General features: G+C 64.6%; 12 protein-coding genes and 1 tRNA gene. 11 read left to right on the top strand and 2 right to left on the bottom strand.

Annotated features, from left to right (window positions below; genetic code table 11):
* Positions 1 to 281: 281 nt before the first annotated feature.
* The 4 genes from GS4_RS18750 (at position 282) to GS4_RS18730 (ending at position 5,939) form a co-directional block, all read left to right on the top strand.
* Complete coding sequence (locus tag GS4_RS18750) at positions 282 to 2,453, top strand: AAA family ATPase (protein WP_007623468.1); 2,172 nt, start codon at positions 282 to 284, stop codon at positions 2,451 to 2,453.
* Positions 2,454 to 3,429: 976 nt separating this feature from the next.
* Positions 3,430 to 4,161, top strand: a complete 732-nt coding sequence (locus tag GS4_RS18740) for a recombinase family protein (protein WP_007623459.1) — start codon at positions 3,430 to 3,432, stop codon at positions 4,159 to 4,161.
* 1 nt (position 4,162) lies between these two features.
* Complete coding sequence (locus tag GS4_RS18735; RefSeq protein ID WP_007623458.1) at positions 4,163 to 4,537, top strand: GIY-YIG nuclease family protein; 375 nt, start codon at positions 4,163 to 4,165, stop codon at positions 4,535 to 4,537.
* A 1-nt stretch (position 4,538) separates the two neighbouring features.
* Positions 4,539 to 5,939, top strand: coding sequence for a tyrosine-type recombinase/integrase (locus GS4_RS18730; protein WP_007623457.1), 1,401 nt, complete (start codon positions 4,539 to 4,541; stop codon positions 5,937 to 5,939).
* Here the strand turns inward: GS4_RS18730 and GS4_RS18725 are convergent.
* Complete coding sequence (locus GS4_RS18725) at positions 5,936 to 7,012, bottom strand: DUF4062 domain-containing protein (protein WP_007623456.1); 1,077 nt, start codon at positions 7,010 to 7,012, stop codon at positions 5,936 to 5,938. The genes GS4_RS18730 and GS4_RS18725 overlap by 4 nt on opposite strands.
* Positions 7,013 to 7,143: 131 nt before the next feature.
* Positions 7,144 to 7,217 (bottom strand) — tRNA-Leu (locus GS4_RS18720).
* Between the two features lie 149 nt (positions 7,218 to 7,366).
* Here GS4_RS18720 and GS4_RS18715 point away from each other — a divergent pair.
* From GS4_RS18715 to GS4_RS18685, 7 genes are all read left to right on the top strand, one after another.
* Positions 7,367 to 8,011 carry an ANTAR domain-containing response regulator gene (locus tag GS4_RS18715; protein ID WP_007623449.1) on the top strand — a complete coding sequence of 215 codons (645 nt, stop codon included), beginning with the start codon at positions 7,367 to 7,369 and terminating at the stop codon, positions 8,009 to 8,011.
* Between the two features lie 253 nt (positions 8,012 to 8,264).
* Positions 8,265 to 9,494, top strand: coding sequence for a branched-chain amino acid ABC transporter substrate-binding protein (locus tag GS4_RS18710; protein WP_007623448.1), 1,230 nt, complete (start codon positions 8,265 to 8,267; stop codon positions 9,492 to 9,494).
* A gap of 77 nt (positions 9,495 to 9,571) precedes the next feature.
* Positions 9,572 to 10,612 (top strand): branched-chain amino acid ABC transporter permease, encoded by a 1,041-nt coding sequence (locus GS4_RS18705; protein WP_007623447.1) that lies wholly within the window; start codon positions 9,572 to 9,574, stop codon positions 10,610 to 10,612.
* On the top strand, positions 10,609 to 11,829 hold the full coding sequence (locus GS4_RS18700; protein ID WP_007623446.1) for a branched-chain amino acid ABC transporter permease: 1,221 nt from the start codon (positions 10,609 to 10,611) through the stop codon (positions 11,827 to 11,829). The genes GS4_RS18705 and GS4_RS18700 overlap by 4 nt, the downstream gene beginning before the upstream one ends.
* 77 nt (positions 11,830 to 11,906) lie before the next feature.
* Entirely contained in the window at positions 11,907 to 12,812 is a 906-nt protein-coding gene (locus GS4_RS18695; RefSeq protein WP_157226687.1) for an ABC transporter ATP-binding protein, read from the top strand.
* Between the two features lie 115 nt (positions 12,813 to 12,927).
* Entirely contained in the window at positions 12,928 to 13,623 is a 696-nt protein-coding gene (locus GS4_RS18690) for an ABC transporter ATP-binding protein (RefSeq protein ID WP_051989781.1), read from the top strand.
* Between the two features lie 106 nt (positions 13,624 to 13,729).
* Positions 13,730 to 14,299 (top strand): GNAT family N-acetyltransferase, encoded by a 570-nt coding sequence (locus GS4_RS18685; protein WP_007623443.1) that lies wholly within the window; start codon positions 13,730 to 13,732, stop codon positions 14,297 to 14,299.
* Positions 14,300 to 14,378 lie beyond the last annotated feature (79 nt).

Genomic DNA, 14,378 nt, shown 5'->3' with positions numbered 1-14,378 from the left:
GAGGCCCGCTCAACGCTGGGCGAAGAGCGGGCCTCGTGGAGAGCGGGGACTTCTCCTGTGATCAGCGCTACCGATCACTAACACTTTACCTCCGTTGTGGCGCAACGGATTCTGACTCTGAAACGGCGATCGCCGACCGGTCTTGTTGGGCAGGACGGTCGGCGGTCTCCGTACCTCTACACACATCTGAAAGGCCAGACGTGAGCAACCATACTCCTGCCCATAGACCGAAGCCAGACCGTAAATCCGTGCGGTACAGGCGATTAAGTCCCGATTCGTTCGTGGAGAATGCGAAGACTCTGGTTCAGCTGGGGTGGCATCCGATCCCGCTCGGGGGTGAGGGCGGCAAGGTTCTTCTTGTCAGCGGTGTTACTGGACACGAAGGCGTGGACGTCACCGACGACGAGACGTTTCGCGAGTGGGCTGACCGCTGGGCCGCGACAGACGACGGGCTGAATCTGGCGACTCGGATGCCGGTTGGCGTGATCGCAATTGATGTGGACTGCTATGACGGCAAGCCCGGCGCACAGACGCTGGCTGAGCACGAACAGGCGTGGGGCGCGCTCCCGGCGACGTGGTCGGTGACGGCCCGTACCGATGGCAGCCGCAAGCTGTTCTTTCGGGTACCGCAGGGGTGGACGAGCCGCGGGATTCTTGGCCCTGGCGTGGAGATCGTTCAGCGCCACCATCGGTATTCGGTGGCTCCGCCGAGTGTCCACGCCGCGGGACTGGTGAGGGCGTTCGCCCCTGACGGACACGATTGCGGACAACTACCTCCGCCCGAGGACCTTCCGGCGCTTCCGGAGGCGTGGCGGGCGGGGTTGGCGCACGACGCTGCGAGTGCGCGCAAGGGCTCCGATGAGGACGCCGCCGAGGTGGTCGGTTCGTTTCGTGGCGGTGCGATGACGCCCAAGGTGCAGGCGCACCTGAATGCGTTATTGACGGCGGTAGCGGAGCGGTCCAATCGGTTTGACGCGATGCGTGACGCCGTAATGGGATTGGTGCGCCTCGGCGCGAAAGGTGAGCGCGGGGTAGACGCCGCGCTGCGGTTGATCGAGGCCGAATATGTGGACGCCGTAGCCGACAAGCGCGGTGGCGAGCGCATGGCGCGTAAGGAGTTCCAGGCGGCCAAACGCGGTGGCGCGCAGATTGTCGCGGGTGACCCCAACTATCGGGCGATGGACTACGAGACCGGCGAGGCGTTCGGCCCCGAGGGGCTGTGGGGTTCGGGCTCACGATGGACGGCGGTCGTGGTCGATGGTGAACGCCTGTGGCAGCGCACTGTCGAATCGGACAGTCAGCCGGCGATTGGTCATGGATCGTTGACGCAGTCCTTGGCGGACGTCGTTCCGACGAAGGTGGACTGGTTGTGGTGGCCGTGGATTCCGCGCGGCAAGCTGACGATCTTTGAGGGCGAACCCGACGTCGGAAAGTCCACGATGACGCTCACGTGGGCGTCGATGGTCACCACGGGCGGGCCGTGGCCGTGCGCCATTGTCGGCGGTCGCGAGACCCACAACGAAAAGGGCTTGAACGAGCCGGGATCGGTGGTCTTGGTTGGCGTAGAGGACGACATCGCCGACACCGTTGTGCCGCGCCTGATCGCAGCAGGGGCGGATCGGTCGCGGATCGTGACGATGACGCAGCCGACCGACGATAAAGGTGCGCCGGTTCCGTTTTTGATCCCCGAAGATGTGGACCGGCTGCGCCGTGCGATCGACGAGGTGGACGCGGCGCTGGTGATCATTGACCCGATCACGGCGTTCATGTCCGATGCGGTCAAGCCTGGAAGCGACACGGCGAATCGGAAAGCGCTTATGACGCTAGCCAGCGTGGCTGAGCGGACCGGTGCGGCAATTGTGTTGGTGCGACACCTGAACAAGGGCACAGGCATGAGCGCGAAGCATCGAGGTGGCGGATCGATTGCCTTCACGGCGCTGGCGCGTTCGGCGCTGTTGGCGGCAAAGCTGCCCGAGAGTGAGGATCGCGAGAACGCTGACGCAACCTACGGGTTGGCGTCGATCAAGGGCAATCTGTCGCGAGCACCGCAAACGATGGGATACCGGCTGGAGTCCAGCCGAGACGATCCAGATTCGCCGGTAGTGCTGTGGACGGGGCAACTTGATGAGAACGCCGATCAGTTGGTCGGTGCCGACGGTGCCAAGCCGGATGCGCGTAAGGCTGCGCCCGCAAGAGATGAAGCCGCACGGATGATCAAGGAACTGTTGGCGAGTGGCCCGAGGGAGGCCAAGGACGTGCGCAAGATGGTCAGCGCTGAGACCGGATGCAGCGATAAGACGGTGGCGAACGCTGCGAACAAGCTGCTCATCGTGAAGACACCGGTCCGTGGCGACGACGGAACCGTCTCACATTGGACTTGGGAGCTGCCACCGAAGACCTTCAAGGCGGGCTTGTCAGCGAAAAGTGGCAACAAAGTTGCACGAAATGGGTAGGGGCAGGCCACATGCCCCCGGTGGGTGGCTGTGGGCACCTGGGGCATCTGGGGGTATGTGGGCATCTGGCTACCTGGCACCAGATGCCCCCAGAACCCCCTACACACCCCTAGAAGTAAGGGTGGGTACTTCGCGCGCGTACCAGGGGCACCTGGCTACGCAGGCTGTCCGCGGTATCGCTGGCTGGCCGTCGAGCCGACAACGACGACGAAGACGCCGACCACAGGGAATTGTCCTTGAGTCAATGGTTGGTACAAACCGGGGCCGCAAACCCCTTGATTTGGAGCACATCGCGGAGAGAGACGCAAGCTTCCGCGCGAGATGGATTACTACGAAATTGGACGCGGAAAGCGTTCGAGCAGAAGGGAATTGGGACGATGACAAGTAGGCGTGGAAAGCGTTCGGGCGGAACGGGTTCGGGACGACCGGGCAGATTCGTTGGCGATTACGGAAAGCCTTACGCGCCAAAGGAATACCCCGACTGGATTTACGACGAGATTGTCGCTGTGAAGCGCGCCGACGACCGCGCCCTGGCCGCTGAGGATCGCGACGAGGGAGCCGACGCCGAGCCGGTGTCAGCGTCGTCTGAGTCGGCGTCGGCTCCGGTGGTCACGCCTCGCGTGCCGAGGAAGCTGCTCCCGATGGACGAAGCCCTCGAACAGCTCCGCGCCAACGACCATCGAGGTCCGGCATCGGACCGAGACACGGGCCAGCGCCCACCCGCGCCATAGGCCAGCGCCACCCGCAACGGTTGTCGCGACCCGCTGACGTCGTTGTCGACGGCCTAACGACGTCGGCCCCGCACCCGCGCACCTCCCGCCCCATCTCAACGGTAACGGGAGCCAATTTCTCTGTCGGACAACAGGATTGAGTAGTGATCTACGTCACATGCAGGTAGGCTGGTGGCACACCTAAAGCTCTGGCGGCACCGCAGGTAGAGCGGCTGAGCCGATCCAGAATTTCCAAAGGAGCAGGAATGAAACTGGTTGCCTACCTACGCGTCTCAACTATCGAGCAGGCCAAGCATGGATACGGACTCGACACACAACGCGCCGCTATCAAAGCCGCAGCCAAGGCCGGTGGCCATCGCATCGTGGCGTGGACGGTAGACGAAGGCAAGAGCGGGGCGCTCAAGGCTGAAGACCGCCCCGGCCTCACCGAAGCCCTGGACCTAATCCGCGACGGCAAAGCCGCCGGTCTGGTCGTGCGGGACTTGGACAGGCTCGCCCGCGCTGTCACCGTGCAGGAGGCGGTGCTGGCCGAAGTGTGGAAGCGACCTAACGCCGAGGTGTTCACCTCCACAGGTGTGGTGCTGCGTGACGACCCTGATGACCCGATGCGGACTGCGATGCGCGAAATGGTGGCGGTGTTCGCCGGATTGGAGCGACGCATGACAGCGAAGCGGCTGCGAGACGGGCGGCGACAGAAAGCCGCCAACGGCGGACACGCGACCGGGGGAGTGCCCTACGGGTGGCGCACCGAGCGAAAGAGCCCGACCAACCCACACGGAAGGCTTGTGCCGGTTCCGGCCGAACAACGCGCCCTGGCCTTGATGCAGAGCCTCGCCGCGCAGGGTGTCGGCACCCGCGAGATAGCCCGTGTCCTCACCGCCGAAGGACACCCGACCAAGCGCGGAGGGGTGTGGTGCAGCGGCACCGTCGCCCGGATTCTGAAGCGCGCGAACGAGATCAACGAGAAGGTGGCCTGACATGAAGGGTGAGACTTGGGTATGGAACCCGCACGAAGGGCACCGTTATGACCCGAAGTGCTGTGTGTACCGCGTATACGACCCCGATACGCATGAGCTTCTGTACGTCGGACAGACCATCGCGAGCCTTAAGAGCCGGGTCAAGAGCCACGCCGCGAGCAAGTCGTGGTTCGTGTGGCCGTGGAACAGGGCGCTGGTGACCTACGAGGAGCACCCCGACCAATGGGCGACGATCATCGCCGAAGCGCAGGCGATTCAGGACGAGAACCCGCGCTACAACGTGGAACGACCGAATCCTCGCCTGCTCAGCGAATGGCGCGCAATCGACGTCGCCGGAGACATCGGCAACTGGCACAACGACGAGAAAGCGAGCTGACATGGCGTGGATCAAGACCTACGAGACCAAGGACCGACAGCGCGGGAAGCCGGTCAAGACGTACCGCGTCATCTGGAAGGAGGTGGAGCGCGACGCCTACGGGCTACCGATCCCAGTCGACGTGGCGAACCCGGAAGGACGGAAGCGCACCCGTAACCGACAGGAATCCTTCGCTACCCGAGAAGACGCCGAAGCCCGTCGCGACGAGCTGAACGCTGCGAAGCACTCCGGACGGACAAGCGCCCTGGCCGAACAGCGGAAGGCAGGCGATCTCCCGTTCGGGTACTACGCGCAAGCGTGGATCGAGAGCCAGCAGGTCAAGGTCGCGCAGGGCCGATTGAAGCAACGCACCCTCGACGACTACGAGAAGGTGTTGCGGCGCTACTCGCTGGAAAGGTTCGGCGGTCAGGCTGTCGCTAGCGTCAGCCCACGGGACTGCGAGCACTTCCTCGCGGACCTGGCAGCACGCAACCTCGCCCCGAAGACCGTAAAACACGCTTGGCTCGCGCTGCGGGCCGTCCTCAAGTACGCCACACGCCACGGCGCTATCCCCGTCAGCCCGACCGAGCAGGTGGATTTCAGCACCGGGCACGCCGTGGGTGATCGCGAGGCGTTCCAGCATCACCCGCTGACCGCCGAACAGATCGCCCAGACTGCGCGGATCGTGGGGGAGCGCTATCCGGTCTACGAGTTGCTGGCGTACTTCTTGCCGTACTCGGGGCTGCGCAAGGCCGAATGCGCCGGGTTGGAGATCCAAGACTTGGAGTTCACCACGCGCCCTGGCCCTGATGCGTCAGGAGCCACGCGCTGCGTGGTGCATGTCCGCCGAACCAAGGACCGGAAAGGCGGGCAGTGGGTGACGAGCACACCCAAGAGTCGCAAGTCTCGGCGCTCGGTGCCCTTGCCGCCTTGGCTGGCCGAACGGATGCGCGCCTACGTTGCCGAGCACCCCCGCGCTGACGAGCCGACCGCGTCGTTGTGGCCGTCGCGGAAGAACGGCGGACGCCGCGTGAAAGGTGAGCGCACCGTGGCCGAACTGGACTGGTCGCATCCGCCCGAGTTGGGGACGTGGTTCGAGACGATTTTGGCTCCGGCGCTGGTTGAGAGCGGTCTGCCGGTGAGTTGCCCCGCCCGCAACGGCCAGCCCGCGCAGCGGGGCGTCAGGCTGCACGACTACAGCCGCCACACGTTCGCCACCATGCAGTTGTCGGCAGGGGTCCACTTCATGCAGGTGTCGCAGTGGCTCGGACACGCGCACTACAGCCTGACGCTGGACACCTACGGCGACTGGATACCGAGCGAAGACGGCGGCGCGCTCAACAACCTGCCCGAACCCGCCCCGGCTCTAGCCCCGGCGGTATCTGAGCCTTCCAACGTGATTCAGCTATTCGGGCGGGGTTAGTACTCGGAATCATCATTTTCGGAGTCATCTACCTTGCCGGGATCGACGCCGCTCTTGACCGCAAGGAGCTGAGTTAGATGTCTATCACCTCGGTCGGTGAGCGACAAGTACTTGTTCTTGTCTTGAATAGGACGCTTCTTCTGGCCCTTGTCGATCAGCCCCAACGCTCGGAACTGCGTCTTCACGATATCCCAGTCGTCGTAAGGCATGCCGATCTTGCCGTAGTACACGCTGTCCAGAGTCTGCTTCTCTTCATCGGACGCGCGGTGATAAAGGTGCGTCGCCAAACGCTTCTCCGCTTCGTGTTCAGGTGATTCGTCAACAAGGAGTGGTCCGACATCGGCAAAGATTTCGTCCCAAGTCGTAGCGACTGCGACAAACTCGACGTCGTCCCTGCCAGAGATGCTCGACTGCGACAGCACCGAGATCGTTACGCGCTGATCGCCCTGGGCTAGGTCTGCAACGTCTTCGACAAGAGCGCTCTCCGCCTCTGCTTTCTGTTCTCTAAGAGTAGCGATTTGCTCACGAAGCGAGACGATCTCGCGCTCCTGCTCGACAGTCATCGCTTTGTCGCCGCGGACCCAGCCGATACCGGGCTTCTTCTTGATTGCTTGCATCAGGCTGGTGACCACGAGACCGCCGAGTTCTGCGGGAGATTCGAAGAAGTTGACCGGTTTGGACTTGACCTTGTCGCGGAACTTGTCCAAGAGCTCTTGAGCAGTCTTGTCGAGATCGGTATTGCTGGCCAAGATCTGGCCGGGGTTCTTGTGGACGAAGCCGAGGACTGGGATTCCTGACTTGACTGCGTAGTCATACTCTTTCTCGGTATAGCTGATGCCTTCCGCGTCGATGATGCTTCCGTATCGACCCGCTACCACTACGACGTAGTAGTCACTCTGGTCGATGACTTGCTCGATTAGCTCCCATTGACTCTCGTCGGCTGAGGGGAACATCTCCATCCCTGCGGGTAGGTGGTCCATTCGCAGGATCGCCTGAATGACAGCTGCACGCTCGGCGGCTAGGTCGGTGTATGTCGAGCTGACGAACACCTGGAAGCGCTTTTCATCGGCCATTGAGAGATTCTGGCAGCAGGGTCCGACAATCTGTGCGGTGCCACGCCGCGTGGGTAGTGCGGGGGTGGCATTTATACCGTTTGGACTACACCCAGATAACAGAAAACCCCTGCTGAACAGGGGTTTCGTTGTGCCCTCGGTGAGACTCGAACTCACACTGGACGGGTTTTGAATCCGTTGCCTCTGCCAATTGGGCTACGAGGGCAGTGCAGGTGTGGCGCCTGCGACAGTCCACTGTAGATGACCGGCCTCGCAGCTGGTCACCCGGTAGTCTCGCAGCATCGGCCTGCAGTTCCGTCCAACGCCGGCCGGGACCGTGACCAGTGTGGATGCGGGCCCGGACGCGAGGAGGCGATGGTGACGGTGGCAGACAGTGAAACGACACAGCCCGAGACGACAGAGCCCGGGGGAACGCGGACCGCACATCGAGTCCTGGTCGCCGAAGACGACTCGCTCATCCGGATGGACCTCATCGAGATGCTCCGCGAAGAGGGGTACGAGGTGGTCGGCGAGGCGCCCAACGGGCAGGCCGCTGTCGATCTCACCCAGAGCCTCTCGCCGGACCTGGTGATCATGGACATCAAGATGCCGGTCCGCGACGGCATCGACGCGGCCACCGAGATCGCCGACAAACGCCTCGCGCCGGTGGTGATGCTGACCGCGTTCAGCCAACGCGACTTCATCGAGAAGGCCCGTGACGCCGGTGCGATGGCGTACCTGGTCAAGCCGTTCACCAAGGCCGATCTGGTGCCCGCCATCGAGGTGGCGGTCAGTCGGTACAGCGAGCTCAAGTTGCTCGAACGTGAGGTCGCGTCGATGACCGACCGACTCGAGACCCGCAAACTCGTCGAACGGGCAAAGGGACTGCTGATGGAGAAGCAGGCGATGACCGAGCCCGAGGCGTTCAAATGGATCCAGCGCGCGGCCATGGACCGTCGGACCACCATGAAGGCGGTCGCGGTGGTGGTCGTGGAGACCCTAGGGCCGCAGCCCGCCTGACACCACAGACGTCTGCACGGTTTCGCGAGCCGTGACCGGTGGCCAGCGGCCGAGGAGGACATGCCCTCGGCCGCTGTCGTCTGTGTCGATATCTGCGGCGCTCGTTAAATCTGTGAAAACACGGCTGTCGTTGTCGTGGCTCTTTGTTCTCAATCCAGCGCGGACCCTTGCGAATCGGTCTATGTTTTCCGACAGGTCTCTTCGGTAGACCTCTCGACGACAGGTCGGGTGGGCGGAACGAGAGGTAGGAAAAATGCATCGTCGCATGACGACAGGTGCTCTGGCGGTGGCGCTTGCGGGCGTCCTGGCGGTATCCGCGTGTAGCAGCAAATCGACCGAATCGGGTTCCGGATCCGAGAGCGGACCTTCCTCGGCCGGATCAGGTCTCACGATCGCCCCGCTGGCCCAGATCGACACCAAGGGCAACGAGGTCCAGGCAGCGGCGGAGTCCGAGGCCCTCAATCCCGCGGGCGATGGCAAGGCCAACTGCCCGTCCACCACCATCGCTATGGCCGGCGCGCTCACCGGTGCCGACGCCGCGCTGGGCATCAACATCCGTAACGGCGCACAGCTCGCGGTCGACCAGCACAACAAGGCCAACCCCGACTGTCAGATCGTCCTGAAGACCTTCGACACCGAGGGCGATCCGCAGAAGGCCACCCAGGTCGCGCCGCAGATCGTCAACGACGACAGCATCATCGGACTCATCGGACCCGCGTTCTCCGGCGAGACCAAGGCCACCGGTGGCGTGTTCAACCAGGCCGGCCTCGTCTCGACGACCGCGTCGGCGACCAACCCCGCGCTCACCGACAACGGCTGGCGCACCTTCTTCCGCGGCCTCGCCAACGACGACGTCCAAGGTCCGGCCGTCGCCAACTACCTGACCGGCAAGCTCGGGAAGAAGAAGGTCTGCGTCATCAAGGACGACACCGAGTACGGTGCCGGACTGGCGCGCGCCATCACCGCCGGTCTCGGCCCGGCGGCAGACGAGAACTGCTCGGGCGACGTGAAGAAGGGCGAGCGTGACTTCTCCGCGGTCATCTCCAAGGTGACCGGTGAGCAGCCGGACGCGGTGTTCTTCGCCGGCTACTACTCCGAGGGTGCGCCGCTCGCGCAGCAGTTGAAGACCGCCGCCCCGGACGTCACCTTCGTCTCCGGCGACGGCACCAACGATCCGCAGTTCACCGCGCAGGCAGGCGATTCCGCCAAGGGCGCCGTCCTGTCCTGCCCGTGCGGTCCGGCCAAGGACCAGTTCAAGAAGGACTACGAGGCGGCCTTCAAGCAGGCACCCGGCGTCTACTCCGTCGAGGCGTACGACCTGGCCACCATCCTGATGAAGGGCATCACCGACGGGCAGCGCACCCGCCCGCAGCTGCTCGAGTTCGTCCGGAACTACCAGGGGCCGGGCCTGGCGCGCGAGTACCAGTGGACACCGAAGGGTGAGCTGACCTCGTCGCTGATCTGGGTCTACGACGTCAAGTAGGTGACTCACACGGTGCGCCCGGGCAGTGATCAGCCCGGGCGCACCGCCTTCTGTCGGTCGTCAGCGGAAAGGGATGCATGATCGCGCATGCGATGACCGAGACGACGGTGCTGGCCTCCACCATCGACTTCGATCTCGGGGCACTCAAGGACGGGTTCTGGGGCCTGACCATCGAGGGCCTCACCTACGGCTCCATCTACGCGCTGGTCGCAGTCGGCTACACGCTGGTCTACGGCGTGCTGCGACTCATCAACTTCGCCCACTCCGAGGTCTTCATGCTCGGTATGTTCGGGCAGTACATCGGATTGCTGCTGCTGGGTTTCACGCCCTCGGGCAACACGTACTCCGAGGGCACGTTCATGACGATCATCTATCTGTTGATCGCGGGACTGTGTGGCATGGCGGTGTCGGGCACGGCAGCCGTCGGATTGGAATTCGTGGCGTATCGACCGCTGCGGAAGCGGAACGCGAAACCACTCGCGTTCCTCATCACGGCGATCGGTATGTCGTTCGTCCTCCAGGAGTTCGTGCACTACGTGCTGCCGAAGCTCCCGGTCGAACCGCCGCTGGGCGGTTCGAGCGCCCAGCCGGCGATCCGTCTCGTCCAACCGACGGAACAGTTCTCGGTCTTCGGCGCCCCGGTCTTCAATCTCACGCTGATCATCATCATCTCGGCACTCGCGCTGGCGCTGGGCACCGACTTCCTGATCAACCGCACCCGGCTCGGCAGAGGCATCCGATCGGTGGCCCAGGATCCCGACGCCGCGCTGTTGATGGGTGTCTCCCGGGAGCGGATCATCTTGGTGACCTTCCTCATCGGCGGTGTCCTCGCCGGTGCCGCCGCACTGCTCTACACGCTCCGCGTCCCCACCAACATCGTCTACTACGGCGGATTCATCCTCGGGATCAAGGCGTTCTGCGCAGCGGTGCTCGGTGGCATCGGCAACGTGCGGGGTGCGCTGCTGGGCGGACTGCTTCTCGGTGTCATGGAGAACTACGGATCAGTGGTCTTCGGTAACCAGTGGAAGGATGTCGTCGCTTTCGCGCTGCTCATCCTGGTCCTGATGTTCCGGCCCACCGGAATCCTCGGTGAGAAACTAGGGAAGGCGCGCGTATGACCACACAGCGACTCTCGAACCCTCCGACCGCCGACGGCGTCACGCCGCGCGGCCTCGGTGACACGATCCGAACCTGGTGGAACGGCCTACCGCGTGCGGCGCAGTGGGCCGTCGGTGTCCCCGCGATCATCGTGTTGGCACTCCTGCCGGTCGTCGATCCTCCTCTGATCGCCACCACGGCAACCGATTTCGGCGCGACCATGGCACAGTTCGCGATGGTGGCCCTGATCGCGATCGGTCTCAACGTGGTGGTCGGCCAGACCGGTCTGCTCGACCTCGGCTACGTCGGCTTCTATGCGGTCGGCGCGTACGTCGTGGCTCTGCTGACCAGCCCGGCGAGTCCGCTGTGGTCGAGTCCCGATCACGGCATCTTCTCCGGGCCGTGGGCGTGGCTCGCATGTGTGCCGCTGGCGATCATCATCACCGGTATCACCGGACTGATCCTCGGTACACCCACCCTGCGCGTGCGCGGCGACTACCTGGCCATCGTCACCCTCGGTTTCGGTGAGATCGTCCGACTGCTCGCCGACAATCTCACCGACGTGACCAATGGACCTGCGGGTCTGCAGGGGGTCCTGTTCCCCGAACTGGGGACCTCGGCGGAGCACCCGGAGGGCGTGTTCTCCAATGCCAACAACAGCGGGACACTGAACTACGGCGTGTGGTGGTACTGGTTGGGCATCGTCTTGGTGGTGCTGGTGCTGCTGGTGGTGGGCAACCTGGAGCGCAGTCGCGTCGGCCGATCCTGGGTCGCGATCCGCGAGGACGAGGACGCCGCGGAGATCATGGGGGTACCGACCTTCAAGTACAAGCTTTGGGCCTTCGTCATCGGCGCGGGCATCGGCGGACTCTCCGGTGCTGTCTACGCCGGCCAGGTGCAGTACGTCGACCCGAAGGCGTTCACCGTCATCAACTCGATGCTGTTCCTCTGCGCGGTCGTGCTCGGCGGTCAGGGCAACAAGCTCGGCGTCATCGTCGGCGCGTTCATCATCGTCTACCTGCCGGCCCGCGTGCAGGGCATCGAGGTCGGCGGACAGTCACTCGGCGACTACAAGTACCTCTTCTTCGGAATCGCGCTGGTGGTGCTCATGGTCTTCCGTCCGCAGGGCCTGTTCCCGGCTCGGCAACGCCTCATCACCTACGGCAGACAGGTCTACTCTGCAGTGCAACGGGTGCCCAAGGGCCGAGCCACCGCAACCGAGGAGGTGGGATCGTGACGAGTCCCCAGTCACCGTCCGGTGCGGATTCCGGTCGTCCCGTCCCGGGTGGGCCCGATGTCGACGCAGCCGACCAGATCGCCGAGGCCGCAGCCGATCCGGAGGCGACCGCGATCGTCGACCCGGCCGACATCGATCCGGCACTCGCCGACCCCGAGGCCGTCGCCGAGGCCGTCGCGCCGCAGCGCGAGATCGTGACCGCCGAAGGTGAGGCCTTGTTGGAGGTGTCCGGGCTGACCGTCGAGTTCGGCGGGCTTGCAGCGCTGGACGACGTCAGCTTCGAGATCCGTCGCGGTGAGATCCTGGGCCTGATCGGACCCAACGGCGCCGGGAAGACGACGTGCTTCAACGCGATCACCGGGGTCTACACGCCGACCAGGGGAACGGTGACCTTCGACGGTTCCCCGCTGGGAAAGATCAAGCAGCACAAGATCACTCGCCGAGGTATTGCGCGGACGTTCCAGAACGTGCGGCTATGGGGTGAGATGACCGCGCTCGAGAACGTCTGCGTGGGCACCGACGCCCGGCACCAGACGTCGGTGTTCGGCGCCATCGCGCGCACGCCGCGGCATTACCGCGAGGAGCGGGACGCCGTCGACCGTGGGATGGCCCTGCTCGAGTTCGTCGGCATCGGTCCACGTGCCGCGGAGAAGGCGTCGAATCTGCCCTACGGCGACCAACGACGACTCGAGATCGCCCGTGCCCTGGCCACCGAGCCGAAACTGTTGTGCCTCGACGAGCCGGCCGCCGGGTTCAACCCGTCGGAGAAGACCGCCTTGATGGGGTTGATCCAGAAGATCCGCGACGACGGCTACACCGTGCTGCTCATCGAGCACGACATGCGTCTGGTCATGGGCGTCACAGATCGGATCGTCGTACTCGAGTTCGGCCGCAAGATCGCCGAGGGCAGCCCCCGCGACGTCCGTGACAACCCGGCCGTCGTCGCCGCCTATCTGGGAGTTCCCGATGACCAGATCGCCTGACCCCGACAACAACCGTCCGGATCCGACGCCTTCTGTCGACGCCGGGCCGGATGCGGCGTCCGAGATCACCGACGTCACCGGGCGATCACGGGTGCCGGTGCTGCAGATCGACGACATGGTGGTCCACTACGGCCGGATCACGGCTCTGCACGGCATCTCGCTGAGCGTCGGAGCGGGGGAGTTGGTCACCCTGCTCGGCGCCAACGGCGCCGGCAAGTCGACCACGATGCGCGGTATCTCGGGCCTCAATCGGCTGACCTCCGGCGACATCCGGTTCAACGGGGAGTCGATCGCGAATCTCGCGCCGCATGAGCGGGTGTCTCGCGGGATCATCCAGGTGCCCGAAGGGCGTCGGATCTTCCCGGGGATGACGGTCCTCGAGAACCTCGACATGGGTTGTTATGGAAGGAAGTTCCCGTCCAAGGCGGACTACCGGAGTTCGCTGGACCATGTCTTCGACCTGTTCCCGCGTCTGGGTGAGCGTAAGTCGCAGTACGGCGGCACGATGTCGGGTGGAGAGCAGCAGATGCTGGCGATAGGCCGGGCCCTGATGGCCCGTCCGACGCTGCTGCTGCTCGACGAACCGTCGATGGGGCTGGCGCCCATGGTGATCCAGCAGATCTTCCGGATCATCTCGCAGATCAACTCCGAGGGCACCACCATCCTCTTGGTGGAGCAGAACGCCCAACAGGCACTCAGCCGATCCGACCGCGGCTACATCCTGGAGACCGGCACCATCACCAAGGACGGGCCGGGAAAGGACCTGCTGGTCGATGATGCGGTCCGCGAGGCGTATCTCGGCGTGGCGTGACCCGACGCCCGACGTGACTCGCACCGGGAGTCGACGAGTGTCTCGTGGGTGCTCGCCGGGGGTGCTCGTGAGGCGGCCGCGCCGGGCGCATCGGTAGCGTGTCGGTATGCCCGAGATCACGGTCGTCCGTTCGCGCGACATCGAGGTGGCGAGCGCAGTGCTCGCGCAAGCGTTCGCCGACGACCCGGTCGTCCGGTGGATGGCACCGGACCCGCGTCGGCACCGTCTCATGTTCCGCACCCTGCTGCGGTATGCGCACGGCCGCGCCGATGGGCTCGACCTCGCCGTCCGGGACGGTCAGTTCGTCGGTGCCGCGGTCTGGGATCCGCCGGGGCACAAGGAATCGGCGACCCGACAGATGCTGGCGATGGGGGGATTCGTCCGGTCGCTGGGTTCCCGCATCGGGTACGGCGCCGCCGTCGAACAACTCTTCGCCAAGGCCCGCCCACCGGGCACTTTCTGGTATCTCGCCCAGGTCGGGGCCCCGGCCCAAGGGCTCGGTATCGGGTCGGCGCTGCTGCGAGCCCGTCTCGAGACCATCGAGGGACCGGCATACCTGGAGAGTTCCAACGTGGCCAACATCCCGCTGTACGAGCGCTTCGGTTTCGAGGTGACCGACGAGATCAGCCTCCCGCATGACGGTCCGCTGGTGTGGCCGATGTACCGCCGCGGCTGACCGTGGCGACACGATGGGGACCGACCCGGGCCTGATGCATCGGGTCGAACACGACGGCGGCGGGTGATCGCGGCGTCGA

It is taken from the genome of Gordonia soli NBRC 108243 (genome assembly GCF_000334455.1).
GTDB lineage: Bacteria > Actinomycetota > Actinomycetes > Mycobacteriales > Mycobacteriaceae > Gordonia > Gordonia soli.
Note: the sequence above shows the minus strand (reverse complement) of the source record. Positions and strands in the feature narration are given on the sequence as shown.